Raw genomic sequence first — 23552 nt, 5'->3', positions numbered from 1 at the left:
AATAATAATGGCGAAGATCACAAGGTCTAATGTACATGATGTACGTGGTGAGAATGATGTCCAACCAATAAAGCAAGACTAACTGCCATCGCAAACATTCCTAAAACAACTCCATAAATAGATAAACGATGATCGTCGTATTCATGCGCAGCAGGGAGCAATTGATCTAAAGAAATAAAGACCATAATTCCTGCTACAGCAGCAATAAGCATTCCCATGACGAATGGTGTAAGATAAGTCATGAATAGAAAATAACCCAATATTGCGCCAAGAGGTTCCACCAAACCTGAGAAAAAAGAGTATAAAAAGGCTTTTTTTCTACTACCTGTTGCATAATAAATAGGCATAGAGACACCAATTCCTTCTGGAATATTATGCAGCGCAATGGCAATGGCAATGGTTATTCCCAAGTGTGGATCTTCTAAGGCAGAAATAAAAGTAGCCAAACCTTCAGGGAAATTGTGGATGGCTAGAGCAATGGCGGTCATCACTCCTACCCGCATTAACTTTTTGTTATTAATAACAATATCTCCATCATCCAAGGAGGTATCTGATTCGTGAGGGCCATGGTGATGAGGGGTGAGCCGATCAATAGCCCCTACCAGTAACATGCCACTGAAAAATGCAATGATGGCATACCAAGTTCCATTGTGAGCATGCTCTAAGGTAGCACCAATGGAATGTACAGCATGTGGCAACATTTCCATAAACGAAAGATAGAGCATAACCCCAGCTGCTAAGCCCATGGAGAATGCCAAAAACTTAATGCTCTTGTCTTTGATAAAGAATGCAATTAGGCTACCGATTCCTGTAGATAACCCCGCAAGAATAGTGAGCATAAAGGCAGTTTGTACGTTTTCTTCCATGATTAGAATCCTTGGCTTATTTTTTTGAATCTGCGAAGGTAATAAAAAATCATACGTTGTACAATTAATAAGCAAAATTAAAGCAACAAAGTTGCATTTAAAGTACTGCTCAAAGAGAAAGAAGCTTTTTGGGGGATAAATTGTTGTAATTTTACAGCTGTTCTTCTGTGTCTAGCAAAACCATTCCAATGCCTACTTCAATCCCCAAACGTTGTTTGCTGTATAAATAACGCAATCCTATTTTAGGACGCAAAGCCAAGCCATTGCCCAATTTGTAATGCATTTTTAAGCCAACTTCTCCTGCACATCGAACCCGTGGATAGTCACTAGCCAAATACTGTGCTTCAAAAGGTATTAAGTAAGGCATAAAGACCAAATCATCGTAAGGATTGGCAGCAAATGTTACCCCTTCGGGAATTAATAAGGCTAAAATAGAGACTGTTCCTAAAAAATCTCCTGTAAAAGTACCACCTAATTCTGAGTACAAAAAACCAGCCGCTACTTGTCCCCAGCCACTATTCATCGTAAAGCCATATCGTTTGTCGTAGCCTATTTGAAATTCGTAGTTAATCGCAAAATGATCTGTAAACCAGTAGTTAAAACCAAAGCCAGTAGTAACTGACCAATCAAACTGTTGCCAATAATAATTGCCCTCGGTCATAGCTTCTAGTTGAAAACTACTCTCTGTTTGTGCAACAGCTTGATTAAAGTTATTGCCCCAAATGATAATTATGAGCATCAAGTTGTAGAAGTAATGCATGTATTTGTTTGATGGTGTTAATAATAAGGCATCCAAGTTGCTTTGCTTTACATTTCGTAAAGATTTGTTATTTTTTGAACGATTGCTTATTATAGATTTATAATGATAACAAAATACAAACATTTCACAAGGAACAAACTATCTTAGGTTACGGTTATAAATAATAATACTCCGTTGCTTTTTAGTTTTTCCACGAACCTATAGGCTCACAAAGTAAAAAATATAAAAAAGTTTTTTTGTTGTAAACAATCAAACACTCACAATAAATATACAAAATGGCATTTGAAAATCCTAAGGATAATTTAGTCGTACTCGAAAAGTACGCGACTCAAAATACAACTTCTTTCACATTAGAAGATGCAGTTTCTGTTACAGGAATGCCTATCATCGAAACCGATGAAGCCATCAAAAATATGATGGAAAAATACGATTGTAAACTAAAAGTGACAGAGAATGGGGATTTAATTTATGATTTTGGTCCTCATTTGGAGCGTCGAGACAAAAAGCCTTTTTCTGAATATGTCGCCGACTTGATGCGTTTGCTTTGGAAAGGGTTTCAAATAGGGTATAAACTATTGACGTCTATTTTTTTAGTCGTTTATTTTGTTGTGTTTATTGTGCTGCTAATCGGTGCGGCTATTGCTTCTGAAGATGGAGATGGTGTTGGTGATTTGATAGCGGTTATGCTACGTTTGTTTATTTCCATTTTTGAATGGAATACAATTATGGGGTATAACAATCGTTATTATCAGCGAGACGATTATGGTTATAATTATCAACATTATAAAGAAAAACAACGCATTTTAGGAAAAAAGAAGAAACCTAAAAACCCTAAAGATGAAAAAAGTTATGTGGCTTCCATCTATGATTTTATCTTTGGTCCGCCAAGAGTTGAGTTGGATCCCTTGGCAAACAATCAAGAAGTAGCGACTTTTTTGAGAGAACAAAAAGGACTGATTACAACTTCAGAGATTCAGGCTTTGGCTGGTTGGAGAAGAGAAGAAGCCGAGAATTTTATGACCGAATGCCTAGGAATGTTTGATGGAGAAGGGCATGTTTCTGACAATGGAACTTTGTATGGCGATTTTTCTCAATTGATTCGATCCAAAGACCGAACAGGGGAAGAACCTGTTGTTTGGTATTGGGATGAGTACGAACCAGAATATGAGTTGACGGGAAACTCTGGTGGTCGTAATGCAGGAATTATTGCTATGAATACTTTTAACCTTATCATGTCCTTAATGCTCGTTTTTGGTGGTTGGTTGGGACCAATGGGCTTAAATTTGGGTTTTTGGGGACAGTTCTTCTTAGGAGGTTTTCCATTGGTGTATTCTAGTTTATTCTTTTTAATTCCTATGATTAGATGGATTCGTTTGCGCCCGCTGCGCAAAAAACAACGCGAATTGAATATTCGAAAGCGATTGATGCGGATTGTCTTTCAAACTTATGACCAAGGGGAGCAACACGTACACGAAATTCCATTGTCTACATTGACAGAAGTAGCTAATCGCCAGCGGAAAACAGAAGAAAAACTAGATCCCGCTACGGTTGAGCGTGTCATGAAAGATACTTTGGCTGATTTGGGAGGAGAAGCATATGTGAATGACCATGCTGAAATTGTCTATAAATTTGACTTAATTGCACAGGAATTAAATGCAATTGATAAATTAAGATTAGAAAAAAAGGACGATAGTAGCTTGGGAGATATTATCTTTGATACTTCGAAGGACTAAAATAGACGATTTATGAAGATTAGTGGTTTTACAATGGTAAGAAATGCGGATTTGTATTATTTTCCTATTAAGGAATCTATTGAATCTATTTTACCAATTGTAGACGAATTTATTGTGGCCTTGGGTAATTGTGATCCAGAAGATAAAACCAGAGCTTTAATTGAGTCTATTAACTCTGATAAAATTGTGATAATAGATCGCGTTTGGGATGAAGAAGAGTTCCTAGATGGAAAAATTTTTGCCACTGAAACTAATTTTGCTCTTTCTCAATGTACGGGAGATTGGTGTTTTTACTTACAGGCTGATGAGGTGGTTCACGAAAAAGATTTGAAATCAATCACCACTTATTGCAAACAATATTTGACGGAGGATAGTGTAGATGGTTTTTTATTTAACTACTATCATTTTTGGGGCGATTACAAGCATCATTTGCCAGTACATTGTTGGTACAAAAATGAGATACGAATTGTAAGAAATAAAAAACACATCTATTCGTACAAAGATGCCCAATCATTCAGAAAAAATAAGGATGAAAAGTTAACTGTCATCGAAATAGAACCGTACATTTATCATTATGGTTGGGTGCGTCCTCCGCAAGTAATGCAATCCAAAAGGAAAGAACAAGAGTCAATGCATCATGATTCCGATCAAATTCAGAACGAATATGAATTAAAAGCCCATGAGTTTGATTACGGCTATTTGGGAGCAATCCCTACTTTTGAAGGCAAACACCCTTCGGTTATGAGCCATTTGATTTCGAAGATGTTTTGGAAATCTAAACTCAATTATACTCAAAAAGGCAAGCTCAATCGCCCTAAAATGAAGCACGAGAAATTCAAATATAAAATGCTGACTTGGATAGAGAATGTATTTTATGGAAGAAAAACTATTTTTGGTTATTCTAATTGGAAAAAGCTAAATTAATAAAAGAGTATAAAATCAGATTCGTATTGTAAATAATAAGAAACACCTTCACAAGATAGCTTATAAAACTCTCGCCTCTGTACGGCGGTTTTCTCTTCTGCCTTCTTGTGTATTATTATCGGCAATGGGGTTTGATTCACCATAGCCTTTGGCCGTTAGTTGATTAGCAGGTACCCCTTTTTGTATCAAATATTTGACAACAGCGTCTGCTCTTTTTTGAGAAAGCAAGAGATTGCTAGATGAATCACCAACGTTATCGGTATGCCCTGCTATTTCTACATACAAATCCTTTTTTAATAATAATACTTCAGCAAGCTCATCAAGTGAAGCGAAGGATGGGGGGAGCAATGTTGCTTTGTTTGTTTCAAAATGTACATCATCCAAATTGAATGTGCGAGCAGGACGATATCGGATGGCAATCTCACCACTTATTTTACCCTTTTGCTTAGGGATAGACAGTTCGTCAAAATCAACACTATTGCCCAAGCCTTGAATTTTGATGAAATAAGTATCTCCTTCTGGTAATAAAATAGAGAAGGCGCCATGAAGGTCGGCGATGCCTTCAAAGGTTAATTGAGAATGTTTACCTTGAAAGATAATTTTATCTTTAGGTCTTGGGTTTTCTTCCATGTCCAGAACAATCACGGATAATAAGGCCTGATCTTCTGTAGGAACTAAACTGTCTACGGTTTGCGCTACAACTCTACACATAGAGAAGAGGCAAAGAATACTAAATACATATTTCATACGGAGGATTTTTATATTATGTTCCTCTGTATAATGCACTTATTCTATTTTAGTTACAGTTTCTTTTGTTTTTTGTTCTACGAATTTTAGATAGCGTTTTAAGTCCGCAGTATTTTTAATTTTATCCGACAAATCTTCCATTTGAAAAGAATAATCTCCTGTATTCATTTTTACAGTAGCTCTTTTGACAAAAGCATAAAGTTTGCCTTCTTTAGACCATAACAAAAAGACATTATTTGCCTTACTATTACAAATAAATTGTTCAGGTTTAAAACTATAAGCAGCGTTATAATTTATATCAATGATAGACAATGTGTGCGCATTGTCTATAGCAATTTGTTCTAAGTCGGTATAATCTGCTGAGACGGCAATTTGGTTTTTAATTTTATATTTTTTACCACAATTATAAACGCCAAAAGAGTTTAGGCGCAAATCCTCGACCAGCCTTGGATTTTTGTAGTGTTTAACAATGTATTTGTTAGGATCGGGACGTTCCTCTTTTTCTAATTTTTTCATTCCTTCAGGGATCAAGGTAGTTTGTAGGTTAAACGCATCTTTGTCACGTTCCACACCATCTTTTAGTCCCATATTCTTAAATTTTTCATTGTGTGCAATTACCGCAGCTTTGTAAGCAATGCTATCAAATTCTTCTGTATAAGCACCACGTTTGGGAAGGTCTACAACCTCAGAGGTAGATTCCCATGTTTGATTGGTCTCATCCAAATAATACAAATCCAAATTTTTAGCTCGTTTGTTGACTTCATAGTCTAAACTTAAAGCTTTGCCAGGTGCTATTTGAAGCTCTTCACCATCTTTAAAAGCACGAACTTCTAAGATGCCAAAAGAGTTAACGCCCTCGGCAGTAGCTTGGTTCTTGTAGTTCATAGGCAATCCAGAAAAAGCCATGTCAACGCGATCTCTTAGTTCTCGGTATTGCACTTCATAAGCACCTTTGACAGGCACTCCATTCTTATCTACCACCGCATTTTTAGGGATGTGCAAGGTCGATTTGGATGCTTTTAGCTGAATGGTAGCACCTTTTCGGGCACTTATTTTTTTGGTAACAAAAGCAGTTTGAAAAGCTTTAAGTTGAGCAGGAGCAGCCTCCGCCTTAGTTGCTTTGATTGGTGTGTTTTTAACTTCTTTTACAATAGCCACCGATTTTGTTTCTTGCGGAGGCAAATTATACCAAACAATAGGAATACTAATTAAGCAAAGGATTGGCAGTATGATCCACCAAGGCGAAAAGCGTTTTGGCTTGGTATGATGTTGAATAAACTCTTGGTGATAATTCGCGACATCAGAGAGAAAAGCCTCTTCTTTTAGCTGATTAATGATTTGACGTTGCAGATTGACAGCTTGCTTGAACCCCTCGTCCTCATTCATATGCTGTTCAAACTTACGTTTTTCTATACTAGAAAGACCATTTTCTAGGTAGCGTTCAATATATTCTATGTTTTGTAACTCTTGGCGCATCGCTTTTTACAGTTTAGATGTTGATGGAAGCTGGTTGCTAGCAATTTTTTTTGCTCGCTCAATGCATTTGTATTTTTGTGTTTTGGCACTATTAACACTGCTGTACTCAAAGGTTTGAGCAATTTCCTTCATCGACATTTTTTTGTAATAATAGGCTTGTAATAATAACTTGCATTTATCGCCAAGTTGTCGCAATACAGAAGCCAGTTGGGATGATTTATTATTTTGTTCTTGGTAAAGTTCTAAATCGGATTCTAAGGCAGCTTGGTCTCGTGTATCGTATTCCAACGAAACTTCTTTATTTCGTTTTTTGAGCAAATCTTTCCACAGAAAACGCGCAACACTATATAAATACGTGCTAGGAGCACAAGTTAATTCAAACTCTGGTTTTTGAGCATTTCGATAAAGCACGAGCAAGGCATCTTGAAAGACATCTTGTGCATCGGCATCATTGCCTCCATTATTGCAAATTAATTTGCGTATCATCGGAAAGGATTGATACAAAACAGCAATTGCCTTTTTGTTGTCTCCAGACCTAAGTTGCGTCAGTATATTAGAATATTTGGACATAAAGTACCCAAGTTGTTTGTTCGAATTCGGTTTAGATATTTACTTCTTTAATGGGCTTAAATTTTAAAAGTAACCTTATTAAGATAACGATTATTTTAAAATTTGCTTAGAAAATATTTTGAAAAGGATGTTCTATCCCGCTTTTTATAAATTATCAACCAATTAATAAATCGATTTTGAGCAGTATTGTAAATTCTAAAAGCTTGATGTATCTTTGAGCCACTCTTACTAAAATAGTTTTTTTTATTTTCAATTACAAAACGTGTCCCTACTTAAAAAATTAGCAGGTGAAACAGCTTTATATGGGCTTAGTAGCATTCTAGGACGTTTGCTTACATTTGTTTTTTTGACTCCATTTTTGACGCATATTTTCAATGATGATCGTGCTCAAATGGGCATTCAAACAGATGTATACGCTTGGGCAGCTTTCTTAATGATTGTGTTTACCTATCGAATGGAAACAGCTTTTTTTCGATTTGGTTCTAAAAAGGAAGATCGGGCGACAGCTTACAAAACAGCTACATCTACGGTAGTTGGCACAACCAGTATCTTTGTATTGTTGTTGGTGGCACTATCTAACCCCATTGCTACTCAATTAGGGTATCCAGACCATAGCAACTACATTGTATGGTTTGCTTTTATCTTAGGGTTTGATGCATTGGTTGCCATTCCATTTGCGATGCTTCGACTAGAAGGAAAAGCATTAAAATTTGCCCTTGTTAAGTTGACCAACTTGTTGATACATTTAGGATTTGTATTTTTCTTTTTGTATCTCTTGCCCAATTATTTTCCACAATATTTTGACCCAACTATGGGGATAGGATACGTATTTTTAGCTAATTTGTTAGCGAGTGGAGCTACTTTTTTACTCTTATTGCCCACCTATTGGTACAAAACTAAAACAGAAGAAGGAAAAGAAGCCACAGCAGTATTTGACGCTGCTTTATTAAGAAGGATGCTTATCTACTCAATGCCATTAGTTTTGGCAGGATTTGCAGGTATTATCAATGAAGTATTGGATCGAATTTTACTCAAAGCGCTTTTGGTGGGAGATAGTAAGGACGTCTTGGAACAACTCGGAGTTTATGGAGCCTGTTATAAAATTGCTATTTTCATGAACCTGTTTACCCAAGCTTTTAATTATGCTGCTGAACCATTCTTTTTCCGAAATGCAGATAAAGCCTATTCTAAATTATTATATGCCAATATCGCTTTCCTTTTTACCTTAATCGGAACGATTGGCTTTTTGGGAATCATGCTTTTTATGGATATTGTACAATTTTTTGTTGCCTCCAATTATCGAGAAGGCTTGATGATTGTTCCTGTCCTTTTATTAGCTAATTTATGCTTGGGTTTGTATTACAATCTGGCAATTTGGTTCAAGTTGAGTGACCAAACTCGTTATGGAGGAATGATAGCTGTTATTGGAGCTAGTGTTACTATTTTGGGCAATATTTTATTGATTCCTTTTATGATGCAATTGGGACATCCTGGATACTTAGGATCTGCTTGGGCAACCCTATTTTGCTATGCGACAATGGTTGTGTTAGCTTATACGTTGGGGCAAAAACACTATCCAATTCCCTACCCAATTTTTCGTATGCTAGGATACATTGTCACCGTAGTCGTCATTTATATGCTGTATGCATGGACAATTGCACCATATCTAGTTCCCAATAGCTTGGTCTCTTATCTTGTAAGTAGTACTTTAATGTTGGTTTATTTAGGAGTAATATGGCTTGTTGATGGAACGAGAATCAAACTTATGTTGAAACAAGTTCCCTCAGAATAAAATTATCATGATAGCTTTTAAGTGTTGGGAATCTTGAAAGGCTGATTATCAACTGTGCAGTACTCATGTAGTTTATGTTTTTACCAACTTAGCTTGCATTTTTACAAGTGTAGCGGGCTAAAAAACTAAAAAATAAGCGACCTATTAACTTGTATAACCTTCGCGAAAATGATACCTTCGAGCTTCTAATAACAAAGAAAATATAATGCGTCAATTATTAGCTCTTTTATTTATAATAATAATAGGTGTACAAACTGTACATCAAGGGCTGATTTATACCTACTTTACCTTAAATAAAGATTATATTATTCAGCATCTCTGCGAGAATAGAAATACGCCTGTTTTAGAGTGTAATGGAAAATGTCATCTCAAAGAAGTGTTATCCATTGCTCAAAAAGAAAACCATACCGACCAACAGCATCCTATGCCTAATTTAGAAGAGCTGAAAGTCCCTGTTTTATTCTTTCAAGCAATACAGGCACCTTTTTTTATACCTAAAAAACACCTCTCCATTCAGATGGAAGAAGCACCTATTTTTAATTATTCCTTTCATTATACCCACCAAATGATAAGGGCGCTTTTTCATCCGCCACAATTTTAGACACGAACCATAATTTCATGCGATGTAGCTTATGTGAGTATACCTAGGTTAGCGTGTAGTTTATTTTTTCTTTCATAGAAAAAGTAGCTAATGCTATAATCTATAAAGGAACTTCTATGTCGTATGTCTAGTTGACTATAATTTATAAAAATTGATAGTTCGCCAGTTTCTGCAAGTTATATCAAGCCTATTTTCTATTTAGGATTTCTAGCGTAATCATCTATTAGGTTAACCTAATAGGGGAGAAGTGTTGTTGTCTATGAGCAACACGTCTTGGCATCACTAGAAGTTAATGTGATATACAATAGAAGCGAACTATTGCAAAGATTATATTATGAAGAATATTTTAATACTATTCAGCTTGTGGATGGGGCTTAGCGTTTCAGTAATAGCTTGCGATATTTGTGGTTGTGGTGTTGGTGGATATTATAGTGGAATGTTGCCTCAATATCATAAGAATTTTATAGGACTTCGATGGCGTTTGAGCTCTTTTAGTTCAGATTTAGGACATGAAGGAGAAGGCATCAATGCTTTTTCGAGAGAACACTTTCATTCATTGGAATTAATGGGGCGTTTTTATCCGCATAGACGCGTACAAATTCTAGCTTTTGTTCCTTTGAGTTATAATGTCCGAATTGCTCCAGAGGAAGCAAATCATTTAATCGGTTTGGGAGACATATCCGTTATTGCATTGTACAATATTTATAATACAAGCTTTGTCGCCGAAAAGGACCTTAAACACAATCTATTAGTAGGAGGAGGAGTCAAAGTACCAACAGGGAGTTTTCAACGAACCGATATGCAAGGAGAATTGCTAACCCCAAGCTTACAATTAGGAACTGGATCGGTTGATTTTCTGACAATGGCAGTATATACCATGCGCTACAAACGTTGGGGAGTAAATGTAAACGCTACCTATAAAATTAATTTGCCCAATGCCCATACATACAAGTTTGGAAACCAACTAATGACAGCAGCAACAGCTTTTTTCTTGCACAAGGTGAAAAATACAGAGTGGGGAATTATGCCCCAACTAGGACTTGCCTTTGAGCATGCGAATTATAATCTAAAAAATGGCTATAAGCGAATTAATACGGGAGGCAATCAATTAATTGCTACTGTTGGAATAGAGGTATATTATAAAAAAATTCAAGTGGGAATCAATTATCAGCAACCTACTTGGCAAAACTTATCAGATGGTTTGGTGCAAGCGAAGCCTAGATTTTCAGCCAATATCAATTATTTATTTTAATACTCTGTTGCTTTTTTAGTTTTTACTGCGCGAGCGCTTTGCTTTTAGTTAGCTGTGCTGCTACTGCGTGGTTTCAATGGAGTAATATTATTTAAAAAATCAAAACAATGAAAAGCGTACTAATTTTATTTACTTTAGTTACAATGGGAATCACTTTTAGCTCTTGTGAGAAAGAACCTGAAATCCAAGAAACAGTAACTGCAACAATCAACAATCCTTTAGAAGGGACTGTAATGAATAATGGAGATGACTTAAATGTTAAGGTGACTTTTACAGACCCGACAGAATTACATACTTACTCGGTTGAGGTATGGGACAAGAATAAAAATACAGCCGTTTTGAATTTGAGTGGGCATACGCATGAGACTTCTTACACGGTTGATAGCACGATTACTTTGTCTGTAGGAACACACAGTTTGTTTACAATCACAGCAACGGCATCCAATCATTCGGGAGAATCAGCTACCCACGCAGTTAATTTTGAAGTAAACCCTTAATCTAGCAGATTATTCAAATAAAAACAGGGGCTCTCTTTTATGGAAAGCCCCTGTTTTTTAGCAAGAATTATTTAATTTCTAATGACAAAACGTTTGCATTGACGAATCCCCTTAGGAGTAGTAAAAATAACGATATAAATCCCTGCGGCTAAATCGCTGTCCATATAAAAATCTCCTTGAGGATCTAGGTTAGAACGTTGAATAAAATAGGTGCCATTGACATTAGTAATTGTCATATCCAGTTGTTCTAAGGTATAAAAATCGTAGTAAATGGTAGGAGCAGTTGAAAGCCTAGAGTCAATATTAATTTGATTTTGAGGAGAAACCAAGGTTGTAACACTGGTCGTAGCAACATTGTAGAAAACCTTATGATCGTCTGTGTTATCACATAATTTTTCATTGTCGGTATGTCCATTTTCTTGATTGCCCACCAACTCTAGATCAATTTCCTTTAGCCAGTTAGAAATATTGGCAACTAAATTTATCTTTAGGCTATTGCCATTTCGACTCGTAGATGCTTGTATGGATAAGTCACGAAACAATGGATCACCGGTCGCTCGAAAGCTAAATGGCTTGTCTGGAATTTGATCGCCATCAGAGTCAATCATACCTTCTATTGCAACAAAAATATAACTTTGTTGATCATTCGAATACATAGCATTGTCTGCCAAAGGATGTCCAACGGGATGGTGGATAGGTCTTGTATTGTTTAGTGCAGGATCAACACCCAAATTAAGGTGCATTGCTTCTAGCTGTTGTATTTCAGGAGTAACGGTTCCTAGGTTGTATATACTCGTTTCACCATCCATTAACAAATGTTGCCGATTGATAAGCGTGGATTGTCCGCCATCGAATACTAATTCTATATTAGATAAATAGTACTGAATTCTATTGATTAAAATAACTCGGTTTTCATCATCAACATAAGGTTGATTAGGAATATAGTTTGATTTTCCGAATTTATGTTGAATTTGTAATTCTACATCGGTTTGAGCCTGCAAACTCCAATAAGAACAGAGAAAAAAGAGGAAGAGTAGTTTGTTGAGCATCGTGAATAAAATTTTGCAAGTTTTTTGTACTATTTTAAAGATACAAAAAATAATACGGTCATGCCAAACTTTAACTTTTTTATCCGTGAAAATCAAGAAACTACCCATTTTGAATTGTCTCAATCCGAAAGAGAATTAAGTGACAATTGCTTATCGACCTACTATTGTTTTTCCATTTATAACAACACTACTGGTATTGTCAGCACCAACCCACTTATTGTTGTAACCCACATAGACAACTTCTAAATTAGGGATTTTCCAAAGATCTTCAGGTTTTTTGTGAATCTCATGCAATCCTCTAATGTACAAATGTGTCAATTCTTGACACTTAAATAGTTGGGGGGGGATTTCCGTGAATTTGTTATACGAAATATCCAAATGCGTCAACCCTTTAATTGCCCCTAAGTCATCGGGTAATTGTGTCAGTTCCAAACTAGACAAGGATAAATGACCATCTTGCAAAGCTTGTTCAAAATAAGCCATTTTGTCTTCGGTATCCAAATTAAATAAGGCAAACAAATGACCATAACCGCCTTTTTTGAGTAAATAAAAAGCAATATATTTTTTATCTAAGGCACCTGTCTTGCAATAGTATTCCAAGTTCGTTGATCGAGCTGTTTCGGAAATTAATGGACCAATTGGTTTGCGACTTTTGATGGCTGTTACAAAAGACAATGGAGCATATTGACCAACGATTTGATAAATGACACGTTTGATTTTTTGAACTCTAGTCAATTTATAAATCAAAAATAGTTCTGTTAACAGTTCTTCAGGAACGCCACCACTTTTCAACATTTCTAATGCCAACAAAATATTTTCGGTCTGATCACTGTGCAGCAGTTGCCGAATATTGTCAAGATCCGTAACTTCTGTAGAGGCCAATAAATAAGGTTGCTCAAGTTGATTGAGGTATTTTACTAAACTTTGTTCTGTGATTAGAGCAATATTGTAGGCTTCTATTTGGTCATAAATATCACCAGGCATACTTCCAATAAGAAGGTGCGTCGTAGATCGATTAATCTTGACACCTGTTTGAATAGCGTGTTGTGCCACCCTAGATTTTAATTCAGATACTTTTCCTTTTGTTTTGCCCTTGATAACCAATCGGTCGTTAGCCGTAGGGAACGAAAAGGAACTAAATTGGTTGTTATTGATGCGGATGTCAATTTCTTCTAAAGCCTGATTGGTATATTCAGGAATAGCGCAATTCAGTAAGGTTAGTAATTGTTTGTTGTCAAGATCTTTGATAAGAAGACTACCTCGAATGACATCCAAAAAGAATCGTTGCAATTCAGGGCTAAATTGGTAGTTTTTAATGTTCTTAAGTAATCGCTCAAATGGAAAAATATAGGCTGTTTTTGTATTGCTTTTAGCCGTAAATTTAAGGGACGTAATGTGTTGTAGTTGTAGAACTTCTTGTGGCAACCCTTCTAAGGACTTAGCAGAAATTTGAAGCTCCTTTAGTTGAGGAAGCTCCACTAATACACTTGGAAAAGACTCAAAATCATTTAGTTCGCAGTGCAGCTTTTCTAACTTAGTCAGGTTTTTTAGGCTGCTAGGTAGCTCTTTCAATTTGTTGCCTGAAATATTCAATTCCCTTAAATTATGTAAATTACCAATTTCGGGAGGTAAGATAGATAAATTTTGTAAGGAGTAGCTCAGGTCCAACACTTCTAAGGCCTGCATATTGGACAAATAATCCCATTGGGTAGAAGCCAAGAAGCGATTGTTGGACAGTACCAAAGTTTCTAATTGGTTTAGTTCCCTAAAAACGGTTGGAATTTGTTTTAGATTATTAAATCTTAAAGAGATGTGCTTTAGGTTGGGCAAATCTGCCAATTCCGCAGGATATTTCTTGATAGACTTGTTTCTGTAAATGCTTAAAGTTTCTAATTGTTGTAATAAGTTGATTTCACTTGGGATTTCTCTTAGTTTCTCCCAGTAATTGATTGAAAAATGTTTAGTGCTTAGGTCACTATATATTTTATTCTTTAGACGCAAATATTGTTCTGTTTCGATACTCATATCAGTAATTTTATTGAGGTCATAGATCAACAAAAAAAGCGTGTATCATACTATTTTGCAAAGCCAATCTAGTTGATAACATTATTATACATTGAAGAGACCATTCTTTTTACGATGTGATTGTGCCTAAAAAAGGGAGTTGACACAATTGTTGCAAAAAGTGGGGGTATGGGATTCAAATAATATTATCTTTTTTTATTAAATGAATTTAGAATGTTTGGTCATATTTCTAATGGAGTGTGTAATAAATGCGGTTTTATGGAGAGAGCACAACCATCTGAGAAAACTTATTTTGGAATTTTTGTATTGTTTGATAAATGTCCATACGATAAAAACTATTTTTTTTTTCTTTGGTTTATAATTTTTTTTAAAAAGAACTTAAAAAGGTGAAAAAATCGACACAAAATAAGTAAATTTATTGCTTATGTGATGCCAAAATGTATTGCGAAAAATGAAACCTATTGAGTGTTTGGTATTTAGCAATTAAAAAATAAAAATCAAACTATTTATGGTATAAATTTATGCTCAAATTATATACCACCCTTAAAAGTAAGTCATGTCTAATTTAGACTATAAAGCAATTATTGCTTTGTTAAAAAGTGAGGATGAAACGAATCATGAACTCGGATTCCAATTGTTAGAAAGTTTAGGTGTTATATCTAGCTATGAGTTAGCAGAAGTGATCAGTGCACAACCACAATATTTATTACGCAGCTTAAAAAATAACTGGACGGAATTGCTGGAATTAATAAAAAGAATAGAGTTCCGTTATCAACCAATTGCTAATTTACCAGAAAACTTAAATCTGCTCAAAAACTTAGAAGTACTATCTATAAGTCACTGTACCTTATCAGATTTGCCCAAGGCAATAGGTGATTTAACCCAACTAGAACGGTTAATTATCAACTATAATACACTAAACCATATCCCCAAAGAAGTCAGTAATTTAAAAAATATAATAGAACTATCCTTAGTTGGAAGTGGTTTGAATGAATTTCCAATCTGTATTCTAGAATTACCAAAGTTAGAAATACTTTCCTTAATTGACAATCAAATTGACAATTTGCCCAATGGATTGATTCGTTTAGACAAGCTCAAAAAACTGATTTTGCGTGGCAATGCTTTAAGTGAAGTTCCCATGGAGTTATGTATGTTAGAAAACTTGGAGATTCTTGATCTCTCCGAGAACAATATCAAACGTTTACCTGGTGCTTTGAGCGTCTTGCAAAACTTAAAAATTCTATATTTAAGCCAGAACCCTTTAAACAAATCTGAACAAGAGAAAGTTCGAAACATTCTTCCCAATACCGTCATTCATATTTAAGCGAGTAAGCACAAAAGAGTAAGGCTATTTTCTTTGAACGACCACTTGGGCTACTAACTTTTTTATATTGAGCAAGTTATATGCTGTTGGAGTACAAGTCTTGTGCAAAAGCTATTTCCGTATGTTAGAAAAATGACAGATTAATGTCAATAAAGGCATAAAAAGTACTGGAATGCTATTAGATAAATGTACAAATTTGCACTTGTTATTCTGAGTAGTAGAACAAAGTAAGTCGTAAAAGACCATCCATGAAAACTTTGTTTTTGTACTCCATTATTCTGACTGACAAAAACTTAGGTATGTATGCAATACTTTTAGGAGTACACTCTGCCACTCGTTATTTTGTTGTTGTATCTCTAGTCATAGCAATTTTGATGGCGACTTATGGATATACGCAAAAAAAAGCATTTTCAGAAAGTTACAATTCTATTCGTCATTGGACAGCGACGATTGCCCATATACAACTTATTGTTGGGATGTTGTTGTATTTTAAAAGTCCAATTGCACTGCATTTTATGAAAAATACAGGAGAAGCATTAAAAAGTGTAGAGTGCTTATTCTTTGGGTTGTATCACGCTGTCGCTATGTTTGTAGCGATTGTATTGATAACAATTGGTTCTGCTTTAACCAAACGAAAAAAAGTAGATCGAGAAAAGTTCAAAACCATGCTTGTTTGGTTTACAATTGCCCTTATTATTTTATTTTTAGCAATTCCTTGGCCGTTTTCCCCCTTTGCAAATCGACCATATTTCAGACCATTTTAATTATGAATAAATATTTATCTAGTCCTATCGGACGATTGAGATTATTGGCACTTTTAGAAGGAAGTTCCTTACTTTTTTTAGTTTTTATTGCTGTTCCTTTAAAATATCTATGGGATATTCCAGAAGGTTCTCAATTTATAGGACCTATTCACGGAGCTTTATTTTTGCTATTTGTCATGAGTACCCTAAATGTAGCAATAGAACAAAGTTGGAAGTTTACCCAAATAATATGGAAAGTACTCATTGCTTGTATTATTCCTTTTGGAACATTTTACATCGATCATAAGATTTTGAAAAAAATTCAAAAAGAAGAAAGTAAAGTTTGATGTTGGTTAGCTCTCAATAAAGTGTTACAAAGATTGTTTAAAAATAAGGACACTTCTTTCTATTAAAAATCAAAAAAACAGGGTAACTATCTTCCTGATTTTTTATATGCATTACCCTTTATTACTTTTAGATACAGGCATTAAAAAAAGGTTATCCTTTTAGAAGTTTTTTTCAAAACGGTTCTTATTTTAACAAGAATTGGTATCATTTGAAATAGTTTTTGATCTAAAAAACAAGATTATTAATGGAATTTAGAAACTAAATGCATGAGATTGTAGTTAGAACTTTTACATTTGTAATTAAATAAGATAGATTGAATGAAGATTTATCTACTATTGAATTTATAATCGAACAACAACTTTCTCAGTGAACGTTTTAGAACTAAAAGATGTCCGAAAAACGTATCAAGAGCATGTCGCTTGCAACAATATTTCTTTTGAAATCCCTGAAGGCAAAATTTTTGGCTTGTTAGGACCTAATGGTGCAGGAAAAACCTCTTTGATTCGTATTATTACTACAATAACCAGAGCAGATTCTGGAACCATTTTATTTAGAGGAGAACCCTTAAACAATACACACCCCGCCCAAATTGGCTATATGGCTGAAGAAAGAGGTCTGTACAAAAAAATGAAAGTAGAAGAGCAGATTACCTATCTTGCTCGTCTCAAGGGATTGACCAAGAAAGAAGCTAAAAACCAATTGGATTACTGGTTAGAAAAATTCAATATTCAGGACTGGCGCAACAAAAAGGTTGAAGAGCTTTCGAAAGGAATGCAACAAAAAATTCAATTTATTACGACCGTCATTCACAAGCCTAAATTATTGATTTTGGATGAGCCTTTTTCTGGTTTGGATCCTGTGAATGCCAACTTAATTCGGGATGAAATTGACGAATTGCATAAAAATGGCACGACTATTTTGTTTTCAACCCACCGAATGGAGCAAGTCGAGCAAATTTGCGAACATATCGTTTTGATTAATAAAGGTACCAATGTACTGAGCGGTTCTGTTGCATCTATCAAAGAACAGTTCAAAGAGTTCTTGTTCCAAGTAAACTATCGAGGTGCTTTGCCCGAACAAATAGAAGAACATGTGACCATTATATCCAAAGACATGGGGCAAGTTGTTGTCAAACTAAGAGATGTGGAACATGCCAATAATTTCTTAAAATACTTGTTGCATCACGGAACAGTTGTAACGGCTTTTAATGAAATATTACCAACCTTAAACGAAATCTTTATCAAAATAGTAGGAGGGAAGTCAGATGAGTAAGCTTTGGTTAATTATAGGAAGAGAGTATTTGTCAAGAGTAAAGAAAAAGACCTTTATATTGACAACTATATTTGCTCCCATTGGATTTGTTATTTCTTGGGTGGCATTAATATTTATCATGTCTTCTGGACAGGATACGCAGAAAGTGGCTCTACTAGATCCTAGCAATATCTTAGAAATTAAAGAAAAAGGAAAGCTAAGAGATGGTCTGGTTATGTACAAGTATCCACAAAAGAAATTAGAAATACTTAAAGAAAGTTTTGAAAAGGATGGTTATAAAGGAATTGTTTTTGTTCCTGAACAATCATTAGATAGTATGACAACAAACTTCAAAGTTGAATATTATTCTAATGAAAGCTTAGGAATTAATGTAGAAAAAAACATTAAAGAAGGGATTGAACAAAGGATCAAAAAGCTCAAAATGCGTCAGTTGGAAGTCGATGAGCTGACTTTGAAGCGATTGAAAACAGATATTAATGTAATTCCAACGAATATGAAATCTTCTGATGAAGAGGTTTCTATTTATAGAGCAAGAATCGCAACTGTACTTGGGGGAATTATGATGATATTGATTTACTCAGTTATTTTTATCTATGGTAATATGGTTATGCGTTCTGTAATGGAAGAAAAAACTAATCGAATTGTAGAGGTTCTAATTTCTTCAGTTAAGCCATTCCAGTTAATGTTAGGTAAAATTATAGGGGTTGGAGCAGTGGGATTAACTCAATTTGCAATATGGGCAATCACATTACCACTTTTATATCTTGGTGTGGGACTCTTGTTTGCAGGAAAATTGCAAGAACTTCAAGAAAGCATGACTACATCAACAGCAAGTCCCGTTGGTGATACAACAGAAATAATGGCTATTTGGCAAGAGTTACAAAACTTTGATTATGCTTATATAATTGTAGTTTTCTTGGTTTTCTTTCTAGCTGGGTACCTTTTGTATGCGTCATTATTTGCTGCGGTAGGAGCTGCAATGGGCGATGATTGGGGAGAAGGGCAGTCATTGATGCTTGTAATTTCAGTTCCAATTATTATTGCATTATATATTGGTTCTGCTGTAGTTCAAAACCCAACTAGTTCACTTGGAGTATGGGCTTCTATGTTTCCATTTTTTGCTCCTGTAGTGATGCCTGTGCGAGTTGTTTTTGATCCTCCAATATATCAAGTTGTTATATCCTCAGTCATATTAGTATTAACAGGGATCTTTTTTACTTGGGTATCAGGGCGTATTTATCGAATTGGTATTTTAATGTATGGAAAGAAAACGACGGTAAAGGACTTTATGAAGTGGATGTTTCGTAAAGATTAACAATAGAACATTAATTATAATGACCAAAGCATTCCCCAACTGGAGAATGCTTTGGTTGTATTAGAGCAATTGTAATGTTTTAAACGAATGAAAATGTTGCTTTACTGCTTCCCAATTTCGAGTAACTCCCAACATAAAACCACCTCCGCCAGCACCACAAATTTTTAAATAAAATTCATTCGATGCTAATCCTTTTTTCCAAAGTGCGTGCATGCTTTCTGGAATCATTGGTGGTAGGTAGGCGAACTGTAATTTAGAAATCAAATGAATTGCCTGCATTAAGGAGCTAGAATTATTGGTCATTAGGGCGTGAATCGCATCATCAACAGCACGACTGGTAGGCTGTACAAATGCATTTTCAAAAGAAGCATTTTTACAAGATTCGACAAAAAAATGAATGAGTGGTGTAGAAACTCTTGGTAGTTGAGTATCGATTAAGAAAAAAGTTAGTTTCTGCAAAGATGGCAATTCGACAGATTCAATGGAGGCATCAGAATGCACCCACAAGGGGCGTTTGTTGTATGCAATTAAGGGATCTATTCCAGAGCTCTTGCCATGAAAACTATGTTCTAAGCAAGCTAATTCTTGTTTTAGTAATTGCAAATTTGTGGTTTTGTGGATAGCGTAGCGGTCATAAATAGCAGCACAAACAGTTCCCGAACTTCCGAGTCCATATCCCATCGGAGAATTTGTACAGAGCCAAAGCCCATTTTTTAAATCTTCTTTGAATTGTTTTAAGTTCAACAACGGATATTGAAGAGATTGAAGATCTACGGCTATTTTTTGCAAACTTTGTTTTGAAAAAGCAGGTTTAATTGTATTCTCCCAATCTTTAGACAAAGGGTGATCACTCCAGTAGCTTTGGTAGTGAGCATAGGGAATAGCCAATGCAGCAGAGTTTTGAATAATAGTATATTCACCGAATAAAAGTACTTTAGATGGATAACTAAGGTTGGGCATATAGTGAAAATATTTGATTGTTTTGAGTAATAATGATTTAATGATCAAAAGAAAATTTAGAACCTAAAGCACAAGTGCTTTTAATTTGCAATAGTTCGTTGAAACCACGCAGTAGCAGCGAAGCTAAACTTTATTAGTTTGATAATTAATAAGTTGTGTATTTATTGTGTTTTGTGTTAAAAAAAAAAATGATTATCAAACTAATATAAATGTGCTTTTTTATCTTTTTTGTGAAAAAGTAAAAAAGCAACGACCACGAAGTAGCAGCGTAGCTAACTACTAAATTTAAGTAAATCAGCAAAACTAAAAATGATGCTTCGTGCCATACTGTTTGTTACTTGCCTAACAACGTTTGGTCAATCATTTCGGAAACAGGTTTGGAAGTTCTAATCTCGATGGCAATATTGGATGCTTTATTAATAGTAGTATCTCCATTTATATCTTTAAAGTATCGGGTAGCAAACTGGGTGTTTTCTGGATGAACTTCATAGTTTTCTTGTCTATAGGTCAAGTTTTGATTTTGGTGATCTTTATAAATGTTAGAAAAGCCTTTAAAAAAGGTGATTTTTTCTCTATAATAAGTAACAACCTCATCAATAGGTGTTAGCTGTTCTAAATCAATAGATTGCTCTACCGTTTTTAAATCTTTAATCATTTTAGTTAATTTAATCTCTGCTGGCGAGTCAAAAAATTCAGATAAAAACGTATCTCGATCTACAGGAGTAATTTTTTGTACAGCACAATATATAGGCTCATCAGGCAAACTAGTTATAAATTGGTAACAAATTAACCAATATCCATCTTTTGCAGGCTCTTTTATTGGAACCGAATAAGTAATAACACTATCTTGCTGATTGTTTACTTTCCAAGGAATCAACTTAGCTTCTTTCTCTGTCGATTGAGAGTAACAGATAAATGTTCCTTGAAGCATATGATACAAGCGATCAATATTTCGTTGATATTTTTGATAATAGGCAGCAGTTCCAAAATCGCTAGCTTCCGATGGTGTATTTTGAGTATTGGTAGAGTTTGTTTTGCATGCTGCGTTGAATAGGACGATTAAAATAAATATAAAACCAAAGTTTTTCATCATTAGTATTTTTTAATTGTGAACAATAGAATACTTATAGACGGGGGATAGATAGATATGATAAGAACTCAATTGGCGAATAAAGTTGCTTTAACTGTTTTATAGTTTAATATTTGTAGAGAGGTTAATGAATAAGATGGAAGTAGGTGGTCATACTATATTAAAGTAGCCCCAAGAAGAATAAGATAAGAATGATAATGGTGGTGATTGCTACAATAGATATAAGCAGAATTACTGTAATCATTAAGTTATCTTCTTGGCACATCCATTCGCAACAATCACCACAACAGTTACTACAAGAATCACTACAACATTGATTGCAACAATTGCTACAGCAGTCCGACCAACAATCCTTTTTACGAAATAGATTTTTTATTTTTCTTTTTAGACGCTTAATCCTTTTTTCTTTACGTTTTTGATCCTTTTGTTTTTTTCTATCTCTTCTAACAACTCCTGCGATACCAATACTTGCTAAGATAGTTGTCATCAACAAGGTCCAGCCCACAATCTGTAATTTACCCTCTTGAGGCAAATATGTTTTTGTTTGTGGATTCGCAAACACAGCCAAGACAATCACATAGTAGTTTAGTTGGCGCAACCAAGTTTTGGGTTGACATGTAATTTGGTTAGCAAAAATCTTTGCCTCATTCCACCTTAAAGCAATTTGGTCATTAATCGTTTTAGGAATACGTCGTTCTTGATACAACCGAAGCGCAAGGTTAGATGCTAATCTATCTTTATAAATAGATATTGCCTCTGCTGTTATACTGAGTTGTTGAAGATGTGTGTCTATTTCTGCTTGTATATCTAATAAAATAGATCGGACAGACTCTAAATTTGATTCGTCTAACTGATTGAAGGACCCAAAGTATTTTATCAAAGGATTAAACTGGTCTTTAAAAACATCTTTTTCATAATCTTCAAAGGCATCTAAGATGTAGATGAGTTGACCAAAAGAATAACCTAATTGATATAAGTCTGTTTTTTGTTGCAGTCGAAGTCCTCCTTGTTGAAAAAGGTAAGCTGTTATTTTAGCAGTAGCCTCTGCATAATAGTTTAAACAAGAATGCAAATGTTTAAATTGTATTTTTTTGCGCTCTCTTTGGTATTGCTGTTGAATTATGCTTTGTATATATATAGTATCAATACCCCAGTGCTCAAATTGTAAAAGAACTTTCTTTTGCGAAGAAGTATAAAGGCATTGAGCAAATTTCCACTTTAGAGCTGGCTCATCTTGATTATTGTCATTAATCTTTAACGTTCCTAATAAAACAGAAACAGTTGCGGCATACTCTAAAGAAAAAGGGAGTTTTTCTTTTGGTATAGAAAAACAAGTATTCACTGTTTTTAAACGATCGCTCCATGATTTAAAATTTTCATGTTCTAATTGTGATAATAGCTCAGATAAAAAAACAGTATCCCAATTCAGCATTAACCGACTTTGTTGATTATAATTTTTGCCAATAGCTTTACAAGTACCACAATAATGCCTGCGATGGTACAAATAATTGGAATTATTTTTTTTCGTTGAACACGTATTTTGGGGATGCATGAGTCCAAACATAGCAAATCGGTATTAGTATATTAAGCAAATAGGAGATAATGAAAATACTAAATATTGTGTTAGGACTGTGTATATAGAGGCCACTTTCAATTTTTTTTATTGTAATAGAGCGTATTTTTGCTTTATATTCTATGGTCTAACCCAACTTGGAGATGATTTTTTTGAAAAAAAATAAATGTCCCAGAAAAAGGAATGATTTTATAAGATGTTGATTGTGTTTGTGTTTTAATTGGTGGTTAATTAGAGAGAGTTGGGAGAAAGAAAAAAGTTTAAAAAAAACGCTAAAAAAAACACCTCAAATTTGGAAGTAAAGGAAAAACATTGCACCTTTGCAACCGCTTCGAAAGAGAGGCATTGGCAATTGAAAACAATGAAAACCTACAGAAAAATAATTTTTAAAAAAGTTTAGAAAATATTTGGTGGTTTGGAAATAAAGTTAGAGATTTGCAACCGCTTCAAAAGAGAAGCACAGCAAAATTGAAAACGCTAAGAAAAACCTACAGAAAAATAATTTTTAAAAAAGTTTAAAAAATATTTGGTGGTTTGGAAATAAAGTTAGAGATTTGCAACCGCTTAACGAAAGAGCGGATAAAAAAGTTTCGAAAGAAACAGAAAAAGATATTTGAAACGACAGGATAATTAGG

General features: G+C 34.7%; 21 protein-coding genes. 11 read left to right on the top strand and 10 right to left on the bottom strand.

Annotated elements, in window-relative coordinates:
* Positions 1–26: 26 nt before the first annotated feature.
* Together zupT and CG11_RS17790 are read right to left on the bottom strand one after the other, a co-directional pair.
* On the bottom strand, positions 27–866 hold the full coding sequence (gene zupT / locus CG11_RS17795; RefSeq protein ID WP_052598187.1) for a zinc transporter ZupT: 840 nt from the start codon (positions 864–866) through the stop codon (positions 27–29).
* A 151-nt stretch (positions 867–1017) separates the two neighbouring features.
* Entirely contained in the window at positions 1018–1626 is a 609-nt protein-coding gene (locus CG11_RS17790) for a hypothetical protein (protein WP_156039821.1), read from the bottom strand.
* 275 nt (positions 1627–1901) lie between these two features.
* Between CG11_RS17790 and CG11_RS17785 the strand changes: the two genes are divergently transcribed.
* Both CG11_RS17785 and CG11_RS17780 read left to right on the top strand, forming a co-directional pair.
* A complete protein-coding gene (locus tag CG11_RS17785; RefSeq protein WP_052598185.1) occupies positions 1902–3359 on the top strand; it encodes a hypothetical protein in 1458 nt (485 codons plus the stop codon).
* Positions 3360–3371: 12 nt separating this feature from the next.
* Positions 3372–4283, top strand: a complete 912-nt coding sequence (locus CG11_RS17780; protein WP_052598184.1) for a hypothetical protein — start codon at positions 3372–3374, stop codon at positions 4281–4283.
* A gap of 60 nt (positions 4284–4343) precedes the next feature.
* On the opposite strand, the gene CG11_RS17775 is transcribed toward CG11_RS17780, so the two are convergent.
* From CG11_RS17775 to CG11_RS17765, 3 genes are read right to left on the bottom strand one after another with little or no spacing between them, the layout of a single operon-like run.
* On the bottom strand, positions 4344–5030 hold the full coding sequence (locus CG11_RS17775) for an OmpA family protein (RefSeq protein WP_063833143.1): 687 nt from the start codon (positions 5028–5030) through the stop codon (positions 4344–4346).
* A gap of 39 nt (positions 5031–5069) precedes the next feature.
* Complete coding sequence (locus tag CG11_RS17770; RefSeq protein ID WP_052598182.1) at positions 5070–6506, bottom strand: hypothetical protein; 1437 nt, start codon at positions 6504–6506, stop codon at positions 5070–5072.
* A gap of 6 nt (positions 6507–6512) precedes the next feature.
* Positions 6513–7076 (bottom strand): RNA polymerase sigma factor, encoded by a 564-nt coding sequence (locus CG11_RS17765; protein WP_052598181.1) that lies wholly within the window; start codon positions 7074–7076, stop codon positions 6513–6515.
* A 262-nt stretch (positions 7077–7338) separates the two neighbouring features.
* On the opposite strand from CG11_RS17765, the gene CG11_RS17760 reads away from it, so the two are divergent.
* The 4 genes from CG11_RS17760 (at position 7339) to CG11_RS17745 (ending at position 11218) form a co-directional block, all read left to right on the top strand.
* Complete coding sequence (locus tag CG11_RS17760) at positions 7339–8868, top strand: oligosaccharide flippase family protein (protein ID WP_052598180.1); 1530 nt, start codon at positions 7339–7341, stop codon at positions 8866–8868.
* Positions 8869–9073: 205 nt separating this feature from the next.
* On the top strand, positions 9074–9469 hold the full coding sequence (locus CG11_RS17755) for a hypothetical protein (RefSeq protein WP_052598179.1): 396 nt from the start codon (positions 9074–9076) through the stop codon (positions 9467–9469).
* Positions 9470–9803: 334 nt separating this feature from the next.
* On the top strand, positions 9804–10721 hold the full coding sequence (locus tag CG11_RS17750; protein ID WP_052598178.1) for a hypothetical protein: 918 nt from the start codon (positions 9804–9806) through the stop codon (positions 10719–10721).
* 107 nt (positions 10722–10828) lie between these two features.
* Complete coding sequence (locus CG11_RS17745) at positions 10829–11218, top strand: hypothetical protein (protein ID WP_052598177.1); 390 nt, start codon at positions 10829–10831, stop codon at positions 11216–11218.
* Between the two features lie 71 nt (positions 11219–11289).
* On the opposite strand, the gene CG11_RS17740 is transcribed toward CG11_RS17745, so the two are convergent.
* Together CG11_RS17740 and CG11_RS17735 are read right to left on the bottom strand one after the other, a co-directional pair.
* Positions 11290–12267 carry an MbnP family protein gene (locus CG11_RS17740; protein WP_156039820.1) on the bottom strand — a complete coding sequence of 326 codons (978 nt, stop codon included), beginning with the start codon at positions 12265–12267 and terminating at the stop codon, positions 11290–11292.
* Between the two features lie 150 nt (positions 12268–12417).
* Positions 12418–14292, bottom strand: coding sequence for a leucine-rich repeat domain-containing protein (locus CG11_RS17735; RefSeq protein WP_052598175.1), 1875 nt, complete (start codon positions 14290–14292; stop codon positions 12418–12420).
* Between the two features lie 556 nt (positions 14293–14848).
* Between CG11_RS17735 and CG11_RS17730 the strand changes: the two genes are divergently transcribed.
* From CG11_RS17730 to CG11_RS17710, 5 genes are all read left to right on the top strand, one after another.
* Positions 14849–15616, top strand: a complete 768-nt coding sequence (locus CG11_RS17730; RefSeq protein WP_052598174.1) for a leucine-rich repeat domain-containing protein — start codon at positions 14849–14851, stop codon at positions 15614–15616.
* A gap of 248 nt (positions 15617–15864) precedes the next feature.
* The gene (locus tag CG11_RS17725; RefSeq protein WP_197043880.1) at positions 15865–16380 is read left to right on the top strand and encodes a hypothetical protein; all 516 of its coding nucleotides are present in this window, start codon (positions 15865–15867) and stop codon (positions 16378–16380) included.
* A 2-nt stretch (positions 16381–16382) separates the two neighbouring features.
* Positions 16383–16706: a DUF3817 domain-containing protein gene (locus tag CG11_RS17720; protein ID WP_052598173.1), complete on the top strand. Its 324-nt coding sequence runs from the start codon at positions 16383–16385 to the stop codon at positions 16704–16706.
* A 367-nt stretch (positions 16707–17073) separates the two neighbouring features.
* Positions 17074–17979, top strand: a complete 906-nt coding sequence (locus tag CG11_RS17715; protein WP_052598172.1) for an ABC transporter ATP-binding protein — start codon at positions 17074–17076, stop codon at positions 17977–17979.
* Positions 17972–19294: an ABC transporter permease gene (locus CG11_RS17710; protein WP_052598171.1), complete on the top strand. Its 1323-nt coding sequence runs from the start codon at positions 17972–17974 to the stop codon at positions 19292–19294. The genes CG11_RS17715 and CG11_RS17710 overlap by 8 nt, the downstream gene beginning before the upstream one ends.
* 60 nt (positions 19295–19354) lie before the next feature.
* On the opposite strand, the gene CG11_RS17705 is transcribed toward CG11_RS17710, so the two are convergent.
* From CG11_RS17705 to CG11_RS17695, 3 genes are all read right to left on the bottom strand, one after another.
* Positions 19355–20254, bottom strand: coding sequence for a mevalonate kinase (locus CG11_RS17705; RefSeq protein WP_052598170.1), 900 nt, complete (start codon positions 20252–20254; stop codon positions 19355–19357).
* 334 nt (positions 20255–20588) lie between these two features.
* Complete coding sequence (locus tag CG11_RS17700; RefSeq protein WP_156039819.1) at positions 20589–21347, bottom strand: hypothetical protein; 759 nt, start codon at positions 21345–21347, stop codon at positions 20589–20591.
* Between the two features lie 157 nt (positions 21348–21504).
* Positions 21505–22908, bottom strand: a complete 1404-nt coding sequence (locus CG11_RS17695; RefSeq protein WP_156039818.1) for a DUF5685 family protein — start codon at positions 22906–22908, stop codon at positions 21505–21507.
* Positions 22909–23552: the final 644 nt, after the last annotated feature.

Origin of the sequence: Aureispira sp. CCB-QB1 (genome assembly GCF_000724545.1) — a bacterium.
Lineage (GTDB): Bacteria > Bacteroidota > Bacteroidia > Chitinophagales > Saprospiraceae > Aureispira.
This window is presented reverse-complemented; position numbering and strand designations above follow the sequence as displayed.